This window comes from Pseudomonas sp. LFS044 (genome assembly GCF_047978245.1).
Classification (GTDB): domain Bacteria; phylum Pseudomonadota; class Gammaproteobacteria; order Pseudomonadales; family Pseudomonadaceae; genus Aquipseudomonas.
On record NZ_JBFPFX010000030.1, the window covers coordinates 58,247 to 77,040 of the forward strand.

Here is an 18,794-nt window from a genome sequence, read left to right on the forward strand (position 1 = left end):
TGGCGGGTTGGGAGCCGGCTTGCCGGCGATCAGGCCGGTTCAGACACCCCAACGGCGGCTTTTCTGTTACTTGAACTTGGGCCCCGAACGGGTGTTCAAGCCCTTGGCCATGCGGTCATACAGCACCACATTGACCGTCGCCGCCAGGTTCATGCAGCCCTGGGTGGGGATGTAGATGGTCTCTTCGCACCACGCCCGCACGTCGGCGTCCAGGCTGCCGTCTTCGGGCCCGAAAATGTAGATGGCGCGGTCTGGATGGGTGTATTCGGGCAGCGGCCGGGCGCCGTCCACCAACTCCACGGCCACCGGCGTGCAACCCAGCGGGATGATGCGCTGCAGGTCGTCGATGCCGATCAGCGGGATGTCGTAGTGCACTCGTTTGGTGTCGGTGACGAAATCGCGCGCGCGTTCATAGCGCTTGCCGGTGTAGAACACCGAGTTGACGCCGTAGCAACCCGCTGCGCGCATCACCGAACCGACGTTCTCCGCAGACTTGGGGTTGAACAGGCCGATGCAGCTGTACCGTTTGTTTGCCACGTGCCGGGGCCCTTCGCAAAAAAAAGCGCGATTATACGGGCTTGCCGGCAGCAGCGGTGGCTGTATCGACGGTCAGTCTTTTTTCAGTAGGCCCGCCAGCCCGGCGAACGGGTTGTGGGTGGCCTTGGCGATGCTCGGGGTGCTGGTGGAGCCTTCGCTGAAGTACTGCTGGTCGGTGTAGCGCGAGTGCTCGTTGTCGTGGCAGTACAGGCACAGCAGCTCCCAGTTGGAGCCGTCCTGCGGGTTGTTGTCATGGTTGTGGTCGCGGTGGTGCACGGTCAGCTCGCTCAGGCGCTTGCCGGCGAATTCACGGGCGCAGCGGCCGCACACGTGCGGGTACATTCTCAGGGCCTTGTCGCGGTAGCCCATCTCCTTGTCGCGCTTGGCGTCGGCGAGGATGCGGTCGAGGCGGGCGGTGGCGGCGGAAGTGGAAGCCGAACTCATGGTGTTTCCTTTGTTCTGATCAGGCAGATAACGGTTATGCCCATGAGTCTAGCGCGCCTGTGGGGCAGGCGGACAGGCGAAAACTTTCATAACGGCGTAGCCTGTAGGAATGTTCAGACAGGAGGTTGCTGATGTTGCATGCGATCCTCGCCGCGCTGTTGCTGGCCGGCCTGCCCGTGGCCCAGGCCGCCAGCACGCCGCCACGTATCACCACGCCGGTGCCCGGGGCGCCCGGCACCGCGACGCCCACGCCGTACCCGCAGATCACCCCGAGCACCCCGCCCAAGGCCTATGACAGCCAGCCTGGCGCGCCGCTGCTGCCGCCGATGCCGGTGCCCGGCCCGCCGAAGGACCAGCCTTTGCCCGGCTTGCGCACCGAGCCTGCCAAACCGGCGGCGGATGACGACTAAAGCGCCAGGCGTTGGCCGTCCTGCATGCGCAGGCGTTTCGACAGGGCCACGGCCAGTGCGCGGATGATCCGTGCGGCGATGCGTGGCGCTTCGTTGAGCATCTTTTCCAGGGAGTCCTTGCCCAGGGTCAGCAGTTGGCAGTCGCTGGCGGCGACGCAACTGGCCGAGCGGCGTTCGCCGTCGAGCACGGCCATTTCGCCAAAGGCCCGGCCGCTGCGCAGGGTGGCGATTTCCAGCTGATTGCCGGTGGCGTCGGTCTTGCGTACAGCAACCACGCCACGGTGCAGGATGCACATGAACGTACCGGCGTCGCCTTCGTTGAAGATGGTTTCGCCCTCAGCCATGGCGGCCAGGCTGAAATAGCCCGCGGCGGTCAGGCAGTCGCTGGGTTGCAGGGTATCGAACAGGCCGCAGTCCATGAGCATGTCGCGGATCTCGGCGCTGAAGTGGGTCTGGTCGGGCATGTGTTGTTCTTCTTGGCGGGTGTTGTCCGAAAGCGTGTGGGCAGCTGATGGCGCTATCGCCGGCAAGCCGGCTCCTACAGGTTTCGCACCGCCCTCGACCTGTGGGAGCCGGCTTGCCGGCGATGGGGCCATCAGCCCTTGCGAACCTATGACAGCAGAAAACGTGATTTACACCACGCCCAGCTCATTGAAGACAAACGCGTATTCCAGCGCCACATCTTTCAGCCCCTGATACCGCCCGCTCATGCCGCCATGCCCTGCACCCATCTCGGTCTTGAGCAGCAGCAGGTTGTCGTCGGTCTTGCACGTGCGCAGGCGCGCCACCCACTTGGCCGCTTCCCAGTACTGCACGCGGCTGTCGTTGTAGCCGGCGACCACCAGCATGGCCGGGTAGGCCTGGGCGCGGACGTTCTCGTACGGCGCGTAAGCCTTGATGCGCTCGTACACCTCTGGCTCTTCGGGGTTACCCCATTCGTCGTACTCGGTGACGGTCAGCGGCAGCTCGGGGTCGAGCATGGTGTTGAGCACATCGACGAACGGCACTTCGGCGATCGCGCAGCGGAACAGCTCGGGGCGCAGGTTGAGCACCGCACCCATCAGCAGGCCACCGGCGCTGCCGCCGCTGATGGCCAGGCGGTCGGAGGCCGTCACGCCCTGGGCGATCAGGTGCTCGGCGCAGGCGATGAAGTCGCTGAAGCTGTTGTGCTTGTGCGCTTGCTTGCCGGCGCGATACCAGGCTTCACCCAGCTCGCCGCCACCGCGCACATGGGCGATTGCAAAGCCGACGCCGCGTTGCAGCAGGCTCAGGCGGGCGTGCGAGAACCACGGGTCGAGGCTTTCGCCATAGGCGCCGTAGCCGTAGAGGTACAGGGGCACGGTCTTGCCCAGGTCCTGCTTGCGGCGCACCAGGCTGATCGGCACCTGGGTGCCGTCTGCGGCAGTGGCCCACAGGCGCTCGCTGACATAGTCGTCGGCATCGAACTCACCCAGCACCGGGGTCTGCTTGAGCACCACCTGCGCGCCCGTGGCCAGGTCCAGCTGGCGTACCTGGGCTGGGCGGTTGAGCGCCTCGTAGCGCAGGCGCACGCGGGTGCTGGCGAATTCCAGGCTGTCCTGCACGTACAGGCTGTAGGCTGCATCCGGCAGTTCGACGCGGTAGGCCGGCAGACCTTGCGGGCGCACTTCGATGATCGGCAGGCCGCCTTCGCGCAGGCTCAGGGTCAGCGCGCCGGCATTCAGGCTGAGGCCCTCGAGCATGATGTCGTCGCGGTGCGGCACCAGCACCTGCCATTGCGCGCGGGTGGGCACCTGGTCTGCCGGGGCGTGGAAAAGGGCGAAGTTGATGCCGTCCTGATTGCTGCGGATGAACCAGCGCCACTGGCCATCGAGCTGACCGTGGTCGGGGAAGTATTCATGGCCTTCGACACGGGGCGCCAGGCATGAGAATGCGGCCTGTGGCGTTTCGGCATCGAGCACCCAGGCCTCGCTGGTGGTCTTGCTGTTGAGCAGCAGCACCAGTTGTTTTTCCGAGCTTGAGCGGTAGCAGTGCAGGAAGAAGCGGCCATCGTCTTCTTCGAAAACGGTTTCTGCGCCCTCGATGCCCAGGGTATGGCGGCGCAGGCGGCACGGCCGGTGGGTGTCGTCCAGCTCGGCAAAAAACAGTGTCTGGCTGTCGTTGGCCCAGGTCAGGCTGCCGTCGCAATCGTCGAAGGGCAGGGCGGTGACACTGCCGTTGGTCAGGTCCTTGACGTACAGGGTGTAGACCTCGTCGCCACTGGTATCGAGGCTGTAGGCCAGCAAGCGGTGGTCAGGGCTGACGTTGAACGCCCCCAGGGACAGAAAACCGCCGTTGGCCAGGGCATTGGGGTCGAGCAGGAGTTGCTCCTGGCTTTCGTCGACGGTGTTGGAGTCATCCGCCGGGCGTGGGCAGCGGTAGTGGCGCGGGTATTCGTCACCGGCGGTGGTGCGGGTGTAGTAGAGGTAAGGGCCCCAGGGCGAAGGCAGCGACAGGTCGGTTTCGAGGATGCGGGCTTTGATCTCTTCGAACAATTGCTCGCGCAGGGGCGCCTGGTCGGCCAGGCAGGCCTCCTGGTAGGCGTTCTCGGCCTGCAGGTACTCGAGCACTTCAGGGGTGTCGCGCTGTTGCAGCCAGGCGTAGGGGTCGGTGGCCTGGTCCGGGCGGGCAATGGGAGGATGGAGCGCGTTGGGCATTGGGGATCTCTTGGCTAGGGGGCGCCTGCGCCCGGAAAAGTGTTTATCATAGGCAACTCTTTGCCTGGCTTGCACGATCACCATGACCGAGAACGACTATACCCTCGCCTGGGGCCTCTACGCCGTTGCTGCCCTGGGCTGCATCTGGGTGGGTTTCAAACTCACCGGCTGGATGTGGCGCTGGCTGCGTGAGCCGCTGCGGGTCATCCTCGCGGTCCTGCTGTTGACGCCGACCGTGGTCGACCCGGGCAAGGATGCCATGGCCCCGGCCATTGCCATCACCGCCCTGGACGTTGCCTTCAAGGTCGGCAACAACGCCTGGCGCGCGGTCTCCGACTTTGCCATGTACGGCTTGATCGCCTTTGGCCTGTACCTGGCCTTCGTGCTGCTGCGCTGGCCGCTGGAAAAACGCGCCCGCGAGCGCCGCGCACAGGCTGAAGCGGCCGCCCAGCGCCAGGCCGCCGAAGACGAGGCGGTCGGCATGGGCGCCCCGCTGGCCGGCGAACGCCGCGACCGTTACCGCAATGACCCGCCGCCTGCCGCACCCGCTGGCGGCCGGGTCGAGCCACGTCTGTAAGCCGGGAGACCGCCATGTGCGAATTGCTGGGCATGAGTGCCAACGTCCCCACTGATATCGTCTTCAGCTTCACCGGCCTGATGCAGCGCGGTGGGCGCACCGGCCCGCACCGTGATGGCTGGGGCATCGGCTTTTACGAAGGCCGCGGCCTGCGCCTGTTCCAGGACCCGGCCGCGAGCAGCGAGTCGGAAGTGGCCAACCTGGTGCAGCGTTACCCGATCAAGAGCGAAGTGGTGATCGGCCACATCCGCCAGGCCAACGTTGGCCGGGTGTGCCTGTCCAATACCCACCCGTTCGTCCGCGAAATGTGGGGCCGCAACTGGTGCTTCGCGCACAACGGGCAGTTGGGCGAGTTCACGGGTGAAGCGACCTTCTATCGGCCGATCGGCGACACCGACAGCGAAGCCGCCTTCTGCGACCTGCTCAACCGCATCCGCGCGGCCTTCCCGGAGCCTGTGGAGGTGGAACAGCTGCTGCCGGTGCTGGTCGAAGCCTGTGCCGAGTACCGCGGCAAGGGCGTGTTCAATTGCCTGCTCAGCGACGGCGACTGGTTGTTCTGCTTCTGCTCGACCAAGCTGGTACACATTACCCGTCGCGCGCCGTTTGGTGCTGCGCGGCTGAAGGATGTCGACCTTATCGTCGATTTTCACACCGAAACCACCCCCAATGACGTGGTCACGGTGATAGCCACCGAGGCCTTGACCGAGAACGAGACCTGGCGGCGCTACGAGCCCGGCCAGTGGGCCCTGTGGCGGCACGGAGAGTGCGTTTCGCAAGGCCAGAGCTAAGGACGCTGCATGTTCAGAAGTTACCTGCGGTTGCTGCTGTTCACCTTCGGCCTGCTGGCCGGTATCCAGGTGCCTGGGCTGGTCAAGGACTACAGCCAGCGGGTCGAGGCGCACCTGTTCGAATCGCGCCAGGCGCTCGATGGCTTCCAGCAGACGGCTGAACGGTTCTTCAATGGCGACCTGCAGGCACTGTTGCGGCACTACCGCAGCAGTGACGACCCGGTGTTCAACAGTGATGCCAACAGCATCGAGAGCCTGATGATCCGCAACCAATTGCTGGAGGCCGAGTGGCAGGCACTGCAGGGCTCCTGGGTGACCACGACCTGGCATGTGCTGGTGCAGCCCGACCCGCAGCTGCGCGAAGAGACGCTCAAGGGCTACAGCTACCAGATTCTGCTGGTGCCCGAAGCCATCGGCTGGGGCGTTGGCGCCGGGTTTGTGCTGGCGTTCGTGGTCGAGAGCCTGTTGCTGGGGATCGGCTGGGTGATTCTGGGCGGGCGGCGCAAGGCGGTTGAAGAGAGCTGGCGCTGAGCCTTTGGGTGTCCTGTGCCGGCCTCTTCGCGGGGCAAGCCCGCTCCCACAGAGTGCCCGCTGAGTCACAGATCTGCGGTGAGTCTGTGGGAGCGGGCTTGTCCCGCGAAGAGGCCAGTGCTGATACCCTCTCAGACCAACACAATCCGCTGCCCGCCGACATCCCGCGCATACCGCTCCAGCACCTGCCGGCATACCCCGACCACCTCATCCACCAGTGCCACCCCGGTCTGCCAGGCCACCACCAGCTCCAGGCTCGGCGGTGGCTGCAGGCCCGCCAGCAGCACCAACTCCCCCCGGCTCAATTCGGCATCCACCAGTGCCGGTGGCAGGGCGCCGATGCCGAAGCCATCGCGCAGCAGGCGGGTGATCGCCGCCACCGAGTTCACACAGTTCAGCCGCGGTGCTTCGACTCCCGCGCCCTGTAGCAGGCTGAGCACTTCCTGGTGCGGCCGCGAGTTCTTCGAGAACGTGACGATACGCTCACGGGCAAGTTCAGCCAGCGAATGGTAATCGCGGTGCTGGGCGGAACCGGCCGCCACCACCCAGCCCATCGGGTAGCGCGCCAGGTCCTGGCTGCGGATTGATTGTTCGCGCAGCAGGTCGGTCTGCAGGATCACGTCGAGAAAGCCTTTTTGCAGCTGTTCGCGCAGGTTCAGTGCGGTATCGGCGACCAGTTCGATTTCCACCTGTGGATAGCGTTCGGTCAGCTCGGCCACCAATGCGCTCATCCAGGTATGGATCACCGTGTCCATCACGCCCAGGCGAATACGCCCGACCTTGGCGCGGTCGCTGTCCAGCGACTGCTTCATGGCCTTGGCGGTATCCAGCATGCGCTCGGCATATTCCAGCACCTTGCTGCCCTGCGGCGTCAGGCTGACACCGCGCGAGTCGCGCAACAGCAGCTTGACCCCAAGGTCGGCCTCCAGCGCGGCGATGCGGCTGGATACCGAGGCCTGGGTGGTGAACAGTTTTTCGGCGGTGAGGCGGAAGCTCTTGAGCCGGGCCACCCAGACGAAGGTTTCGAGGAAACGAAGGTTCATGATCAGTTTTTCTTGTTCCAGACCGGCGGTTTTTCTCGTTGGACGCAGAGGGCGTGGGCTCTGAACATGGCGCACAGGCCGCGACGCCAGACGTCGCCCATAAAACAATACCAACAAGCCGAGGCAAGCATGAACCCAAGCGGCGTGCAGCAACAGGTGCAATCCCCACCTTCGACCGGGCCATTCGCCTGGTACCGCGATATCGACTCCCAGCAACGGCGCACCTTCTGGAGCTGCAAGATCGGCTATGGCCTGGACGGCATGGACACCCAGATGCTCAGCTTCGTCATCCCCACGCTGATCATGCTGTGGGGCATCAGCACCGCCGAGGCCGGGCTGATCCACACCAGCACGCTGATCGCCTCGGCCGTCGGCGGCTGGGTCGCCGGCATCCTCTCCGACCGCATCGGCCGGGTCCGCACCCTGCAGCTGACGGTGCTGTGGTTCGCCTTCTTCACCTTCCTTTGCGGCTTTGCGCAGAACTACGAACAGCTGCTGATCGCCCGCACTTTGATGGGCTTCGGCTTTGGCGGCGAATGGACCGCTGGCGCGGTGCTGATCGGCGAAGTGATTCGCGCCCAGGACCGTGGCAAGGCGGTGGGCATGGTGCAATCGGGCTGGGCCCTTGGCTGGGGGCTTACCGCGATCCTGTATGCGCTGCTGTTTTCCTGGCTGCCGGCGGAGCAGGCCTGGCGCGCGCTGTTCCTGCTGGGGCTGGTGCCGGCGATTTTCGTGATCTTCGTCCGCCGCCTGGTCAAGGACCCCGAGGTGTATCGCCAGGCCAAGGCCGTGGAAAAGGCCGAAGCACCGGCGCAGTTCTATGAAATCTTCGCCCCCGGCATGCTCTGGACCACCGTGCGGGCGTCCCTGCTGACCACCGGCGCGCTGGGCGGCTACTACGCCATCACCTCGTGGCTGCCGACCTTCCTCAAGACCGAGCGCGGCCTGAGCGTGCTGGGCACCGGCGGCTACCTGGCGATGGTCATCGTCGGCTCCTACGTGGGCTATGTGGTCAGCGCGTACTTGTCCGACATTCTGGGGCGCAAGAAGAACTTCATCCTGTTCGCCGTGGGCTCCTTCATCATTGTGCTGCTGTACACGCAGCTGCCGGTCAGCGATGGCGTGATGCTGTGGCTGGGCTTCCCGCTGGGCTTCTTCGCCTCGGGCATCTTCAGCGGCATGGGGGCATTTCTGACCGAGCTATTCCCTACCCGTATCCGTGGGTCGGGGCAGGGCTTCTGCTACAACATCGGCAAGGTCTTCGCGGCGATGTTCCCGTTGCTGATCGGCCTGCTCGGTCAGACCATACCGCTGGGCCTGAGCATCGGTGGCTTTGCCGCCGTGTCCTATGGCGTGGTGATCGTGGCAGCGCTGAGCCTGCCGGAAACTCGCGGCAAACACCTGCAGGCGCGCTAAGGTAGGCACATGAACATCGACACGGGAGCACGCCAGGTGAAACGCCTGCTACTCAATTGCGACATGGGCGAAAGTTTCGGCAGCTGGCGCATGGGCCTGGATGCCGAGGTGATGCCGTACATCGACTGCGCCAACATCGCCTGCGGCTACCATGCCGGCGACCCTTCCACCATGCGCCGCACGGTGGCCCTGGCGCTGCAGCATGGGGTGACCATCGGCGCCCACCCGGCCTACCCGGACCTGGTCGGCTTCGGCCGCCGTTCCATGGCCTGCAGCAGCGATGAAATCCGCGACCTGCTGCATTACCAGATCGGCGCCCTGGACGGCATCTGCAAGGTGCTTGGCGGGCGCGTGGCGTACGTCAAACCCCATGGCGCGCTGTACAACGACATGATGGCCGACCCGCTCAAGCTGCGCACCGTGCTCGAAGCCGTGGCCGCGTACGGCAGCAACCTGCCGCTGATGCTCATGGCCACCGCCGACAACAGCGCAGCCCAGGCCCTGGGCGATGAGATCGGCGTGCCGCTGTGGTTCGAGGCCTTCGCCGACCGCGCGTACACCGCCAGTGGCCACCTGCTGTCGCGGCGGCTGCCCGGCGCGGTGCACCACGACCCGGCACTGGTGATTGCACAGGCCCTGCGCCTGGCCCAGGGTGAAACCCTGGTTGCGGACGATGGCAGCGCGCTGCGCCTGCACGCCAGCACCCTGTGCGTGCACGGTGACAACGACAGTTCGGTGGCTGCGGTGCGGCAGATTCGCCAGGCGCTCGATGCGCTGGAGCACGCATGAAATTGCGCATTGAAGTGGTCGCCATCGACAGCCTGATGGTGCGCCTGTTCGACGCCATCGACGAGGCCAACATGCCGTGGATGCTCGCGGCCAGCCAGCGGTTGAGCGCCGCGTTCGGCACGCATCTGGTAGACCTGGTGCCGTCCTACACCACGCTGATGGTGCAGTTCGCAATGCCGCCAGGGCAGGCGAGGGCGCTGATCACCCAGGCGCTGGAAGGGCTGCAGCCCGACACCGGCAGCGGTGGCCGTCGGCATGAAATCCCGGTTTGGTACGACGCCAGCGTCGGCCCCGAACTGCCAGTGCTGGCTGCCCGCAGTGGTCTTGGCGAGCAGGAGGTAGTCCGCCTGCACAGCGAGCGCGAATACCCGGTGTTCGCCCTCGGTTTTGCCCCAGGCTTCGGCTTCATGGGGCTGGTGGACGAGCGCTTGGCATCGCCGCGCCTGAGCACCCCACGCAAGCGCGTGGCGGCCGGCAGCGTGGGTATTGCCGAACGCCAGACAGCGGCCTATCCCGCCGTATCGCCGGGCGGCTGGAATTTGATCGGGCGTACCCCGGTGCGCCTGTTCGACCGCGAACGTGAAGGTTACAGCCTGCTGCAACCGGGCGACCGGGTGCGCTTCGTGGCGGTGTCCCACGCCGAGTTCAGGGCGCTGGGAGGGGATGACAGCCCGCTGGAGGCACTGGCATGACGCAGTTGAGGATCGAAGCCAGCACCGCCTTGTGCCAGCTGCAGGACGCTGGCCGCTTTGGCGTGCGCCACTTGGGCGTGACCCAGGGTGGGGCGCTGGATTGGGTGGCAATGAACTGGGCCAACTGGCTACTGGGCAACCCGCTGGGTGCGCCGGTGGTGGAAGTGGCGCTGGGCGGCTTCACGGTAGTGGCCGAGCAGGACTGCGTGCTGGCCCTGGCCGGCGCCGACCTGGATGCGCGGGTGGATGACCAGCCGCAGCTTGCGTGGCGCAGTTTTACCTTGGCCAAGGGCCAGCGGCTTTCCTTGAAACAGCCCAAGCACGGCGTGCGCGCTTACATTGCAGCGCCGGGCGGCTTCCAGGGCGGGGTTGTGCTCGGCAGTTGCGCTACCGTGACGCGTGAAGGGCTGGGCGGCCTTGATGGCCATGGCGTGGCCCTTGGCAAAGGGCAGCTGTTGGCGTTTACCGCCACGTTACCGGCCCTGCGTGAGGTGCCGGAGGCTCTGCGGCCCAGTTATCCGCACAAGCCTGTGCTCGACTTGGTGATGGGCGCGCAGATCGGTGATTTCAGTGGCATGAGCCTGTTCGAGGCCTTCAACAGTGACTGGACGCTGGACAGCCGTGCCGACCGCATGGGCATCCGTTTGCTCGGGCCACAGCTGGTCTATCAGGGCGCGCCGATGATCTCCGAAGGGATTGCGCTGGGGGCGGTGCAGGTGCCGCCGGACGGGCAGCCGATCGTATTGCTCAATGACCGCCAGACCATTGGTGGGTACCCGCGGCTGGGGGCGTTGACGCCGTTGGCGTTGGCGCAGCTTGCGCAGTGCATGCCGGGAGAGGCGGTCCGGTTCAGGGCGGTGGTGCAGGAAGAGGCTTGGCGGCAGCAGCAGGCTTATCTGAACCGTTGGCGTTGAAGCTGCCGGCCTCTTCGCGGGACAAGCCCGCTCCCACAGGTTTTTACTGCAGTTGAGCCTGTGGGAGTGGGCTTGTCCCGCGAGGAGGCCGGTGCAAGCGATATCACTTGGACAGGTAACGCATCCCATCCTCCAACCCCTGCAAGGTCAGTGGATACATCTTGTCCTCGATCAAGTCCCGGACTAGATGGGTCGACGCCGTGTAATCCCAGGCCTGCTTCGGATACGGGTTGATCCAGATGACCTTCTTGAATTTTTCCATGAAGCGCTGAATCCACACGTAACCGGCTTCTTCGTTCCAGTGCTCCACGCTGCCACCCGGCTGGGTGATCTCGTAGGGCGCCATGGCCGCGTCACCGACGAACACCACCTTGTAGTCATCGCCGTACTTGTGCAACAGGTCGAAGGTGGAGAACCGCTCCGAGGTACGCCGCAGGTTGTTTTTCCACACCGACTCGTACACGCAGTTGTGGAAGTAGTAGTACTCCAGGTGCTTGAACTCGGTCTTGCAGGCCGAGAACAGCTCTTCGCAGACTTTGACGTGGGCATCCATCGAGCCACCGATGTCGAACAGCAACAGCAGCTTCACGGTGTTGCGCCGTTCCGGGCGCATCTGGATGTTGAGCAACCCGGCATCGCGTGCGGTGTGGTCGATGGTGCCGTCGATGTCCAGCTCTTCGGCGGCGCCTTCACGGGCGAACTTGCGCAGCCGGCGCAGGGCCAGCTTGATGTTGCGGGTGCCCAGTTCGACCTGGTCGTCGAGGTTCTTGTACTCGCGCTGGTCCCAGACCTTTACCGCCTTGCCCTGGCGCTTGCCGGCCTCGCCGACGCGAATGCCTTCAGGGTTGAAGCCGCCTGAGCCGAACGGGCTGGTGCCACCGGTGCCGATCCACTTGTTGCCGCCGGCGTGGCGCTCCTTTTGCTCTTCGAGGCGTTTCTTGAATTCCTCGATGAGCTTGTCCAGGCCGCCCAGCGACTGGATCTGCGCCCGCTCTTCATCGGTGAGCGAGCGCTCGAATTCCTTGCGCAGCCAGTCTTCGGGGATCAGTGCCTCCAGGTGCCGGTCGAGGTTCTCCAGGCCCTTGAAGTAAGCCGAAAACGCCCGGTCGAACTTGTCGAAATGGCGCTCGTCCTTCACCAGGATGGCGCGGGCCAGGTAGTAGAACTCGTCCATGTCGGCGAACACCACCCGCTGTTGCAGGGCATTGAGCAGGTCGAGCAGTTCGCGAACCGACACCGGCACCTTGGCCGCGCGCATTTCGTTGAACAGGTTGAGCAGCATGGCCGGCTCCTGTCAGCGGTTGCCGCGCCGGCTCATGAAGGCCAGGCGTTCGAGCAGCTGAACGTCCTGTTCGTTCTTCACCAGGGCGCCGGCCAGTGGCGGGATGGCCTTGGTAGGGTCGCGCTCGCGCAACACCGCTTCGCCGATGTTGTCGGCCATCAGCAGCTTGAGCCAGTCGACCAGCTCGGAGGTGGAAGGCTTTTTCTTTAGGCCCGGCACCTTGCGCACGTCGAAGAACACGTCCAGCGCCTCGCTGACCAGCGACTGCTTGATGTTCGGGTAGTGCACATCGACGATCTGCTGCAGGGTGTCGCGGTCGGGGAAGGCGATGTAATGGAAGAAGCAGCGGCGCAGGAAGGCGTCGGGCAGCTCCTTTTCGTTGTTCGAGGTGATGATGATGATCGGGCGTTGCTTGGCCTTGATGGTCTCGTCGATTTCGTAGACATAGAACTCCATCTTGTCGAGTTCCTGCAACAGGTCGTTGGGGAACTCGATGTCGGCCTTGTCGATCTCGTCGATCAGCAGGATGACCCGCTCTTCGGCCTCGAAGGCTTCCCAGAGCTTGCCCTTCTTCAGGTAGTTGCGCACGTCGTGGACTTTTTCGGTACCCAGCTGCGAATCGCGCAGGCGGCTGACCGCGTCGTACTCGTACAGCCCTTGGTGGGCCTTGGTGGTGGACTTGATGTGCCAGGTGATCAGCCGCGCGCCGAAGGAGGCGGCGAGCTGCTCGGCCAGCATGGTCTTGCCGGTGCCAGGCTCGCCCTTGACCAGCAGCGGGCGTTCGAGGGTGATGGCCGCGTTGACCGCCAGTTTCAGGTCGTCTGTGGCGACGTAGTCGCGGGTGCCTTCGAACTTCATCGGGAATGTCCTCTGCGGGGTGCCTTTTGCGGCCCTATCGCCGGCAAGCCGGCTCCCACAGATACCCCATCGCCCTTGAGCTCAGTGAGGCACCTGTGGGAGCCGGCTTGCCGGCGATAGGGCCAGTACAGGCAACACATGTTTATCGTTTGTCAGCGACTATACCCCGGCACTAGGCGGCTGCAAACGCAGACCGGGTATTCAGTCCCTGAATGGCCCGTCACGCACGCTCAGTCGGAATCAGGCTTGGGCTGCTCATACCGTGCATTGAATGCCTGGATAAAGCCGTTGCGCAAAATCTGCAAAAACGCCTCGATGGCGCTGATGTCCTGCTGATGCACGCTACCGCTCAGCTCCACGCGGGTTGCGAACTGGTTTTTCGGCTGGTTCTTCAGCACTGTCTCGCTGGCCCCGACCAAGGCTTCCCACACCGAGCGGAAGAAGCCCTTGTTCTTGTTCTCGACGTCCTGCTGCCAATTGAACACGTCGACGTCGCGCAGCAACGGCTTGATGTAGCCATTGAGCCGGCCTTTTTCCGCTTGCGCCTCGATCACCACATCGCCGTGGCCGGCGTTGAAGTCGAACTTGCCGTAGGCACTGGCGAAGTCGTTGAGCCGGCGCAGCTCGATGCCGGTGGCGCGCAGGCGGAACTCGAAGTCGTCGAAATCGCTGAACGGGTCGAACGTGGCGCGGCTTTCGACCTTGGCATCGCCGAGCAGCAGTGCCTTGGCGTCGAAGCTGGCGTCGCGCCGGCCTTTTTCATCACGCACGTTGGTCAGGTTGCGGATATTGGCGTCGAGCTGGGTAGCCTTGAGGTCAACCGGCGGTTTGGAATTGAAGTTGTGAAAGGTCAGCGTGCCGTCATCGATGCGCACATCGTTGAGGGTGATCGGCAACAGTTTTTCCAGCTGCTGGCGCCAGTCGGTACCGCGGCCGGTCTGCGAGGCCTGTTTGCTGCCACCGTCGACGAAGTTCAGCACCGGGCGCAAGAAGGTGACTTCGGCCACCACGGCCTGGTCGTACCACAGCGAATGCCAACTCACTGACAGGTCGATCAGCGGCGCGTCCAGTAGGGGCACGGGCACCTTGCCGCTAGTCTTGACGATTTTCAGGCCATTGATCTGGTAAGCGCCGCGCCACCAGGCGAGGTCCACATCGACCACCTGGCCACGGTATTCACCCATGTCCGCCAGCTTGTCGTTGAGATAATTTCGCACCAGGTAGGGCAGCGCCAGGTGCAGGGCCACCAGCAGCACGACCAGGCTGGCCAGGCCGATCAGCGGCCAGCGATAACGGGCTTTCATCGCGGCGTTCTCCAGGGTGGGTTGAGCGGTTGACCGCAGCGCTGCCGGGCGAGTTCGAACGGGCTTTACGGGCCACCGGGGCGGGCTTACCCTTTAAGTCTTTCCCTGCTATTTCATGCCAAGGACCCTGCCATGAGCCGTATCTACGCAGACAACGCCCATTCCATCGGCAACACGCCGCTGGTGCAGATCAACCGTATCGCCCCGCGCGGTGTGACCATCCTGGCCAAGATCGAGGGGCGCAACCCGGGCTACTCGGTCAAGTGCCGTATCGGTGCGAACATGGTCTGGGACGCCGAAAGCAGCGGCAAGCTCAAGCCCGGCATGACCATCGTCGAGCCGACTTCGGGCAACACCGGTATCGGCCTGGCATTCGTTGCCGCCGCCCGTGGCTACAAGCTGGTGCTGACCATGCCGGCGTCGATGAGCCTGGAGCGGCGCAAGGTGCTCAAGGCCCTGGGTGCCGAACTGGTGCTCACCGAGCCTGCCAAAGGTATGAAAGGCGCGATCGAAAAGGCCAACGAGATCGTTGCCTCGGACCCGGCGCAGTACTTTTTGCCTGGCCAGTTCGACAACCCGGCCAACCCGGCCATCCATGAAAAGACCACAGGCCCGGAGATCTGGAACGACACCGACGGCGCGGTCGACGTGCTGGTGGCCGGCGTCGGCACGGGCGGCACCATTACCGGTGTGTCGCGCTACATCAAGCACACTCAGGGCAAGTCGATCCTGTCGGTGGCGGTGGAGCCGGTGTCCTCGCCGCTGATCAGCCAGACCCTGGCCGGCGAAGCGCTCCAGCCCAGCCCGCACAAGATTCAGGGCATCGGCGCCGGTTTCGTGCCGAAGAACCTCGACCTGTCGATTGTCGACCAGGTCGAGACCGTGACTGACGAAGAATCCAAGGCCATGGCCATCCGCCTGATGCAGGAGGAGGGCATTCTTTGCGGTATTTCCTGTGGCGCGGCCATGGCGGCAGCCGTGCGCCTGGCGGAAAAACCGGAAATGCAGGGTAAGACCATCGTCGTAATCCTGCCCGACTCTGGCGAGCGCTACCTGTCGAGCATGCTGTTCAGCGACCTGTTCAGCGAGCAGGAAAACCAGCAGTAATCAGCCCTGCCGCTGATCCGGGGCAACGTTCGGCGGCGTGGTTTATTGCAAAATCTTCATGAGTGAGATCCCGCCCGGGTTGTTTTTACCCGGGCGGGAAGGGTTTATGATGGCCGGATGATTTTTCTGGAGGCAGGCAGCGCTGGCCTGCTTCCATTCCAAGGAGTGTTGCATGACCTTTTCCTTTGTCGCCAAGGCCGGTGTCCTGCTGGTGTTTTTCGGCAGCGTGCTCTACGTGCACCTGCGCGGCAAGGCGCGCCTGCCGGTGCTGCGCCAGTTCGTCAACCATTCGGCGCTGTTCGCCCCCTATAACAGCCTGATGTACCTGTTCTCCGGTGTGCCGTCCAAGCCCTACCTGGACCGCCAGCGCTTCCCCGAGCTGGACGTGCTCAAGGACAACTGGCAGGTGATCCGCGAAGAGGCCATGCGCCTGTTCGACGAGGGTTACATCCGCGCCGCGGAGAAAGACAACGACGCAGGTTTTGGTTCGTTCTTCAAGAAGGGCTGGAAGCGTTTTTACCTGAAGTGGTACGACAAACCGCTGCCGTCTGCCGAAACGCTGTGCCCGAAGACCGTCGAGCTGGTCAGCAGTATCCCCAACGTCAAAGGCGCGATGTTTGCCCTGCTGCCCGGTGGCAGCCACCTCAACCCGCACCGCGACCCGTTTGCCGGTTCCCTGCGTTACCACCTGGGCCTGTCGACGCCGAACTCCGACGACTGCCGCATCTACGTCGACGGCCAGGTCTACGCCTGGCGTGATGGCGAAGACGTGATGTTCGACGAAACCTATGTGCACTGGGTGAAGAACGAAACCGACGTCACCCGGGTGATCCTGTTCTGCGACATCGAACGCCCGCTGAGCAGCCCGCTGATGACCCGCATCAACCGCAAGGTCAGTGCCTTCCTCGGCCGCGCCACCGCGCCGCAGAACACCGACGACGAGCGCGTGGGCGGGATCAACCAGGCGTATGCCTGGAGCAAGCGCTTCAGCAACAAGATCAGCACCCGCGTGAAACAGTTCAAACGCGCCAACCCCAAGGCCTACCGCATCTTGCGGCCGGTGCTGGCGGTGGTGGTTGCCTACTTGCTGTATCACTGGTTGTTCTGATCTTTGCCCGACAGGGCCTCTTCGCGGGGCAAGCCCGCGCCCACAGGTCTACCGCATGTCCTGTGGGCGCGGGCTTGCCCCGCGAAGAATCCCCCGCTATAGTCCAGTGCATTCATTTCCCCCGAAGACCCTGTTCATGCCAGCCACCCCTTCCACCACAAGCTTTGCCTTCGCGCCAGTCGCGGGCACGGTCGTGCGTGGCAGCCAGCAGCCGGCCATGATCAGTCATTACCCACCACCTGTCAGTGGCGTCGTAGGCGGCGTAGCTCCGCCTCGCTGCGTGGTCGTGCTGGGCTGATCGGCTTCTGGCCGCATCCCTTCACACGCGCAACCTACTGAACACGGTCGGCTACTTCCCCTGCTGAAGTTCACGCCCACCGTTCGGCTTTTTTGCCCGAATACAGGTGCAACCATGTCTGTCTTTTCCAAAGCTAGCGTGGCCTCTGCGGCCACTACCAGCCTGTTCGTCCTGCTGTGGAGCAGTGGCGCCATCGTTTCCAAACTCGGCCTGGCCCATGCCAGCCCGTTCGCCTTCCTGCTGTTGCGCTCGGCGCTGGCCCTGGCCGGGTTGTTGCTGATCGGCCCGTTGCTGGGGCTGCGCTGGCCGCGTACCGGGGGGGCGATGTTGCGGGCCCTGGGCACCGGCTGTGTGCTGCTCGGTGCCTACCAGATCTTCTACCTGCTGGCGCTCAATACCCATGTCACCCCTGGGGTGATGGCCACGGTAATGGGTGTGCAACCGATTCTCACCGTCGTGCTGATGGAGCGCCAGCGCTCGGGGAGCCGGCTGTTTGGCCTGGGCCTGGGGCTTGGCGGGCTGGTGATGGTGGTTTATCAGGGCATCAACCTCGGCGGCGTGTCGCTGGCCGGGATGCTGTTTGCCTTGCTGGCGCTGGCCAGCATGACCTTCGGCTCGATCCTGCAGAAGCGCATCACCGACAACCCCATGGGCACCCTGCCGCTGCAATACCTGGCGGGGTTTGCCCTGTGTGCGGTGTTCGCACCGTTGCAGCCGCTGCACGTTGAGTGGGCCAGCAGTTTCATCGGTGCGCTGCTGTGGATGGGGTTGGTGGTTTCGCTGCTGGCGACCTTGCTGCTGTACCGGCTGATCGCCAAGGGCAACCTGGTCAATGTCACCAGCCTGTTCTACCTGGTGCCGGCGGTTACTGCGGTGATGGATTTCCTGATTTTCGGCAACCGCCTGGCACCGCTCAGCCTGCTGGGCATGGGGCTCATCGTGGTGGGTTTGCTGTTCGTGTTCCGCAAGCCGGCGGCGCGCTTGGCCGAAGCGTAGGGCGTTAGCGGAATTCTTCGGGGATGGCGTGGCGCAACACGCCTTCCTCGAAATCCAGGGTGCCGGCTTCGCGTTGGGTCAGCAGGTAGTAGAGCAGGGTGTCGAGTGTACGTGCAGGCGGGACTTCGACGGCCAGCATCTTTACCGCCTGTTCGACTTCGCAGGGACATCCGAAATCTTCCAGTGCAGCGCGGACCTGTTCCAGGTCGCCCGCGGCCTTTACCAGTATGCGGAACACCGAAGCACCACCGCTTTGCTGCAGGGCTTCGAACCAGGAATGCTCGCCGTCTTCACGGATGCTGATGGTGTCACCGGGTGCGATCCCGTAGGCATAGAAGGGGATGCTGTCGACCTGGTAGCCAGCTGCGGTGGGCTTTGCCCAGAGGCCTTCGACCGACGCGGGAGGGTAGCCTTGGGCATCCTGCTCCAGGCGCCAGAGCACGATCTTGTAGGCTGGGGTTTGCTCGGGGGGCATGGGGCGTTACGCGTCAGGAGGGCTGCCCATCGTAATGCGGTTTGGTTGTGTTGTCTGTACCGGCCTCATCGCCGGCGAGCTGTTCTGGTCAAGTTTTTCCGGACACCGATTACGGTGATCACGCCGCCTGCTGCTCCATAGCTATCGGCGACAGATAGTTGTTATGGCTGTGGAGCCTGATTCGGTTGTATCGCATGAAGAAGCTGGTCATATCCTGCCTGGCTTCATCAATTTCCTTGTAACCTTTGCTGGGCACCCACTCTGACTTCAGCGTCCCAAAGAAGCGTTCTGTTGGTGCGTTGTCCCAGCATTGCCCTCTACGGCTCATGCTTTGTGTTATCCCGTGCTCTAACAGCTCGGATTGGAAGCGCTGACTGGTGTATTGGCAGCCTTGATCCGAGTGGAACATCAAGCCTGCATGTTTACCTCGAACGCCCAGCGCCATCCTCAGTGCCTTGCTGACCAGGGTGGCGTCGTTGATCAGCGAAAACGCCCAACCAATGATCCGGCGGGCGAACAAATCAATGACTACTGCCAGGTGATACCAGCG

General features: G+C 64.0%; 22 protein-coding genes. 12 read left to right on the plus strand and 10 right to left on the minus strand.

All coding sequences use genetic code 11. The annotated features are described in order from the left end of the window. Window positions 1-66: 66 nt before the first annotated feature. Window positions 67-537 (minus strand): RNA methyltransferase, encoded by a 471-nt coding sequence (locus tag ACNQPL_RS21940; protein ID WP_387528728.1) that lies wholly within the window; start codon window positions 535-537, stop codon window positions 67-69. Between the two features lie 72 nt (window positions 538-609). Beyond that, entirely contained in the window at window positions 610-981 is a 372-nt protein-coding gene (locus tag ACNQPL_RS21945; RefSeq protein WP_012315716.1) for a YajD family HNH nuclease, read from the minus strand. A gap of 131 nt (window positions 982-1,112) precedes the next feature. On the opposite strand from ACNQPL_RS21945, the gene ACNQPL_RS21950 reads away from it, so the two are divergent. Continuing rightward, complete coding sequence (locus ACNQPL_RS21950; RefSeq protein WP_346611663.1) at window positions 1,113-1,391, plus strand: hypothetical protein; 279 nt, start codon at window positions 1,113-1,115, stop codon at window positions 1,389-1,391. On the opposite strand, the gene ACNQPL_RS21955 is transcribed toward ACNQPL_RS21950, so the two are convergent. Together ACNQPL_RS21955 and ACNQPL_RS21960 are read right to left on the minus strand one after the other, a co-directional pair. After that, complete coding sequence (locus ACNQPL_RS21955; RefSeq protein ID WP_416467903.1) at window positions 1,388-1,855, minus strand: Crp/Fnr family transcriptional regulator; 468 nt, start codon at window positions 1,853-1,855, stop codon at window positions 1,388-1,390. The genes ACNQPL_RS21950 and ACNQPL_RS21955 overlap by 4 nt on opposite strands. Window positions 1,856-2,023: 168 nt before the next feature. Then, window positions 2,024-4,066, minus strand: a complete 2,043-nt coding sequence (locus ACNQPL_RS21960) for a S9 family peptidase (RefSeq protein ID WP_416467904.1) — start codon at window positions 4,064-4,066, stop codon at window positions 2,024-2,026. 82 nt (window positions 4,067-4,148) lie between these two features. Between ACNQPL_RS21960 and ACNQPL_RS21965 the strand changes: the two genes are divergently transcribed. Genes ACNQPL_RS21965 through ACNQPL_RS21975 form a run of 3 tightly spaced genes read left to right on the plus strand, consistent with a single transcriptional unit; the run spans window position 4,149 to window position 5,962 of the window. Further along, window positions 4,149-4,643 carry an MFS transporter gene (locus ACNQPL_RS21965; protein ID WP_346611660.1) on the plus strand — a complete coding sequence of 165 codons (495 nt, stop codon included), beginning with the start codon at window positions 4,149-4,151 and terminating at the stop codon, window positions 4,641-4,643. A gap of 14 nt (window positions 4,644-4,657) precedes the next feature. Then, entirely contained in the window at window positions 4,658-5,431 is a 774-nt protein-coding gene (locus ACNQPL_RS21970) for a class II glutamine amidotransferase (RefSeq protein WP_346611659.1), read from the plus strand. Window positions 5,432-5,440: 9 nt separating this feature from the next. Next, window positions 5,441-5,962, plus strand: a complete 522-nt coding sequence (locus tag ACNQPL_RS21975; RefSeq protein WP_416467905.1) for a DUF2937 family protein — start codon at window positions 5,441-5,443, stop codon at window positions 5,960-5,962. A 131-nt stretch (window positions 5,963-6,093) separates the two neighbouring features. Here the strand turns inward: ACNQPL_RS21975 and ACNQPL_RS21980 are convergent, their stop codons facing one another. Further along, a complete protein-coding gene (locus ACNQPL_RS21980; protein ID WP_416467906.1) occupies window positions 6,094-7,005 on the minus strand; it encodes a LysR family transcriptional regulator in 912 nt (303 codons plus the stop codon). A gap of 129 nt (window positions 7,006-7,134) precedes the next feature. Here ACNQPL_RS21980 and ACNQPL_RS21985 point away from each other — a divergent pair, with 129 nt between their 5' ends. From ACNQPL_RS21985 to ACNQPL_RS22000, 4 genes are read left to right on the plus strand one after another with little or no spacing between them, the layout of a single operon-like run. Next, entirely contained in the window at window positions 7,135-8,421 is a 1,287-nt protein-coding gene (locus tag ACNQPL_RS21985; RefSeq protein ID WP_346611656.1) for an MFS transporter, read from the plus strand. A gap of 9 nt (window positions 8,422-8,430) precedes the next feature. After that, window positions 8,431-9,210, plus strand: a complete 780-nt coding sequence (locus tag ACNQPL_RS21990) for a 5-oxoprolinase subunit PxpA (RefSeq protein WP_416467907.1) — start codon at window positions 8,431-8,433, stop codon at window positions 9,208-9,210. Continuing rightward, window positions 9,207-9,902, plus strand: coding sequence for a 5-oxoprolinase subunit PxpB (gene pxpB / locus ACNQPL_RS21995; RefSeq protein ID WP_416467908.1), 696 nt, complete (start codon window positions 9,207-9,209; stop codon window positions 9,900-9,902). The genes ACNQPL_RS21990 and pxpB overlap by 4 nt, the downstream gene beginning before the upstream one ends. Next, on the plus strand, window positions 9,899-10,816 hold the full coding sequence (locus ACNQPL_RS22000) for a biotin-dependent carboxyltransferase family protein (RefSeq protein WP_416467909.1): 918 nt from the start codon (window positions 9,899-9,901) through the stop codon (window positions 10,814-10,816). Before pxpB ends, ACNQPL_RS22000 begins: the two co-directional genes overlap by 4 nt. 103 nt (window positions 10,817-10,919) lie before the next feature. Here ACNQPL_RS22000 and ACNQPL_RS22005 read toward each other — a convergent pair whose 3' ends face one another. From ACNQPL_RS22005 to ACNQPL_RS22015, 3 genes are all read right to left on the minus strand, one after another. After that, window positions 10,920-12,098 carry a vWA domain-containing protein gene (locus tag ACNQPL_RS22005; RefSeq protein ID WP_346611652.1) on the minus strand — a complete coding sequence of 393 codons (1,179 nt, stop codon included), beginning with the start codon at window positions 12,096-12,098 and terminating at the stop codon, window positions 10,920-10,922. Window positions 12,099-12,110: 12 nt separating this feature from the next. Next, a complete protein-coding gene (locus tag ACNQPL_RS22010) occupies window positions 12,111-12,956 on the minus strand; it encodes an AAA family ATPase (RefSeq protein ID WP_012315697.1) in 846 nt (281 codons plus the stop codon). Between the two features lie 230 nt (window positions 12,957-13,186). After that, window positions 13,187-14,260 (minus strand): DUF748 domain-containing protein, encoded by a 1,074-nt coding sequence (locus ACNQPL_RS22015; RefSeq protein WP_346611651.1) that lies wholly within the window; start codon window positions 14,258-14,260, stop codon window positions 13,187-13,189. Window positions 14,261-14,392: 132 nt separating this feature from the next. Between ACNQPL_RS22015 and cysK the strand changes: the two genes are divergently transcribed. From cysK to ACNQPL_RS22035, 4 genes are all read left to right on the plus strand, one after another. After that, window positions 14,393-15,367, plus strand: a complete 975-nt coding sequence (gene cysK, locus ACNQPL_RS22020; protein ID WP_346611650.1) for a cysteine synthase A — start codon at window positions 14,393-14,395, stop codon at window positions 15,365-15,367. 172 nt (window positions 15,368-15,539) lie between these two features. Beyond that, window positions 15,540-16,475 carry an aspartyl/asparaginyl beta-hydroxylase domain-containing protein gene (locus ACNQPL_RS22025; protein ID WP_387528766.1) on the plus strand — a complete coding sequence of 312 codons (936 nt, stop codon included), beginning with the start codon at window positions 15,540-15,542 and terminating at the stop codon, window positions 16,473-16,475. A 136-nt stretch (window positions 16,476-16,611) separates the two neighbouring features. Beyond that, window positions 16,612-16,773 carry a hypothetical protein gene (locus ACNQPL_RS22030; RefSeq protein ID WP_416467910.1) on the plus strand — a complete coding sequence of 54 codons (162 nt, stop codon included), beginning with the start codon at window positions 16,612-16,614 and terminating at the stop codon, window positions 16,771-16,773. 114 nt (window positions 16,774-16,887) lie between these two features. Next, window positions 16,888-17,769, plus strand: a complete 882-nt coding sequence (locus ACNQPL_RS22035) for a DMT family transporter (RefSeq protein ID WP_416467911.1) — start codon at window positions 16,888-16,890, stop codon at window positions 17,767-17,769. 4 nt (window positions 17,770-17,773) lie between these two features. On the opposite strand, the gene ACNQPL_RS22040 is transcribed toward ACNQPL_RS22035, so the two are convergent. Further along, entirely contained in the window at window positions 17,774-18,244 is a 471-nt protein-coding gene (locus tag ACNQPL_RS22040; protein ID WP_416467912.1) for a DUF4265 domain-containing protein, read from the minus strand. A 118-nt stretch (window positions 18,245-18,362) separates the two neighbouring features. Beyond that, on the minus strand, window positions 18,363-18,794 hold a 432-nt coding region (locus ACNQPL_RS22045), incomplete at its 5' end, for an IS3 family transposase (protein ID WP_416467913.1).

What these genes read in the sequence shown, in the direction of transcription:
- ACNQPL_RS21945 (WP_012315716.1), bottom strand. Translation starts at nt 981, where the DNA reads ATGAGTTCGGCTTCCACTTCCGCCGCCACCGCCCGCCTCGACCGCATC.
- ACNQPL_RS21950 (WP_346611663.1), top strand. Translation starts at nt 1,113, where the DNA reads ATGTTGCATGCGATCCTCGCCGCGCTGTTGCTGGCCGGCCTGCCCGTG.
- ACNQPL_RS21955 (WP_416467903.1), bottom strand. Translation starts at nt 1,855, where the DNA reads ATGCCCGACCAGACCCACTTCAGCGCCGAGATCCGCGACATGCTCATG.
- ACNQPL_RS21960 (WP_416467904.1), bottom strand. Translation starts at nt 4,066, where the DNA reads ATGCCCAACGCGCTCCATCCTCCCATTGCCCGCCCGGACCAGGCCACC.
- ACNQPL_RS21965 (WP_346611660.1), top strand. Translation starts at nt 4,149, where the DNA reads ATGACCGAGAACGACTATACCCTCGCCTGGGGCCTCTACGCCGTTGCT.
- ACNQPL_RS21970 (WP_346611659.1), top strand. Translation starts at nt 4,658, where the DNA reads ATGTGCGAATTGCTGGGCATGAGTGCCAACGTCCCCACTGATATCGTC.
- ACNQPL_RS21975 (WP_416467905.1), top strand. Translation starts at nt 5,441, where the DNA reads ATGTTCAGAAGTTACCTGCGGTTGCTGCTGTTCACCTTCGGCCTGCTG.
- ACNQPL_RS21980 (WP_416467906.1), bottom strand. Translation starts at nt 7,005, where the DNA reads ATGAACCTTCGTTTCCTCGAAACCTTCGTCTGGGTGGCCCGGCTCAAG.
- ACNQPL_RS21985 (WP_346611656.1), top strand. Translation starts at nt 7,135, where the DNA reads ATGAACCCAAGCGGCGTGCAGCAACAGGTGCAATCCCCACCTTCGACC.
- ACNQPL_RS21990 (WP_416467907.1), top strand. Translation starts at nt 8,431, where the DNA reads ATGAACATCGACACGGGAGCACGCCAGGTGAAACGCCTGCTACTCAAT.
- pxpB (WP_416467908.1), top strand. Translation starts at nt 9,207, where the DNA reads ATGAAATTGCGCATTGAAGTGGTCGCCATCGACAGCCTGATGGTGCGC.
- ACNQPL_RS22000 (WP_416467909.1), top strand. Translation starts at nt 9,899, where the DNA reads ATGACGCAGTTGAGGATCGAAGCCAGCACCGCCTTGTGCCAGCTGCAG.
- ACNQPL_RS22005 (WP_346611652.1), bottom strand. Translation starts at nt 12,098, where the DNA reads ATGCTGCTCAACCTGTTCAACGAAATGCGCGCGGCCAAGGTGCCGGTG.
- ACNQPL_RS22010 (WP_012315697.1), bottom strand. Translation starts at nt 12,956, where the DNA reads ATGAAGTTCGAAGGCACCCGCGACTACGTCGCCACAGACGACCTGAAA.
- ACNQPL_RS22015 (WP_346611651.1), bottom strand. Translation starts at nt 14,260, where the DNA reads ATGAAAGCCCGTTATCGCTGGCCGCTGATCGGCCTGGCCAGCCTGGTC.
- cysK (WP_346611650.1), top strand. Translation starts at nt 14,393, where the DNA reads ATGAGCCGTATCTACGCAGACAACGCCCATTCCATCGGCAACACGCCG.
- ACNQPL_RS22025 (WP_387528766.1), top strand. Translation starts at nt 15,540, where the DNA reads ATGACCTTTTCCTTTGTCGCCAAGGCCGGTGTCCTGCTGGTGTTTTTC.
- ACNQPL_RS22030 (WP_416467910.1), top strand. Translation starts at nt 16,612, where the DNA reads ATGCCAGCCACCCCTTCCACCACAAGCTTTGCCTTCGCGCCAGTCGCG.
- ACNQPL_RS22035 (WP_416467911.1), top strand. Translation starts at nt 16,888, where the DNA reads ATGTCTGTCTTTTCCAAAGCTAGCGTGGCCTCTGCGGCCACTACCAGC.
- ACNQPL_RS22040 (WP_416467912.1), bottom strand. Translation starts at nt 18,244, where the DNA reads ATGCCCCCCGAGCAAACCCCAGCCTACAAGATCGTGCTCTGGCGCCTG.